General features: G+C 48.7%; 1 protein-coding gene. It reads left to right on the top strand.

Annotated features, from left to right (window positions below; genetic code table 11):
* Positions 1-682 (top strand): M24 family metallopeptidase (locus B3014_RS03230; RefSeq protein WP_289286904.1); only part of this gene is annotated, 682 nt, incomplete at both ends.

Genomic DNA, 682 nt, shown 5'->3' on the forward strand with positions numbered 1-682 from the left:
GGGTGATGCCATTCAGATGCTGGTGGATGCCTTACGCGAATTTGGGTTATCAGATAAACGCATTGGATATGAGCGTAATAGTTACTTTTTCCCCGCTTATCAACAAGACTTTATTCACACCACGCTGACCGAAGGCAAACTACTGGATTGTTTTGGCATTGTGGAGCAAGGTCGCATTCGAAAATCAGCCGCTGAAATTGAATTGATGCATCGTGCCGCCAAAGCGACAGAAGCAGGTATGAAAGCTGGCCTTGAAGCTGCCCGGGCTGGTGTCACTGAAAATGACATTGGCGCTGCCATTAGTTCTGCCATGTTCAAAGCAGGTGGAGAACCGCCTGCAGTCATGCCCTATGTCACATCGGGGCCTAGGACCATGATAGGCCATGCAACCTGGGAGGGGAGAACAGTCAAACCTGGAGAGCATGTGTTTCTGGAAGTCGGCGGCTGTTACCGTCGTTATCATACGGCCATGATGCGCACCGCGGTATTGGGCGAGTTATCTGACTCTATGTACAAAGCTCAGGAAACCATGAAAAAAGCCTTGAGTGCAGTACATGAAACGGTTCAGCCGGGGATGACCGTGTCGGATGTCGACAATATGGTCCGTAATATTATTTCTGATAATGATATTGGTGCTCGTCTAGTGACACGTTCAGGTTATTCGATTGGTATTGCTTTTCCT

Origin of the sequence: Methylophaga sp. UBA678, from assembly GCF_002299105.1 — a bacterium.
Lineage (GTDB): Bacteria > Pseudomonadota > Gammaproteobacteria > Nitrosococcales > Methylophagaceae > Methylophaga > Methylophaga marina.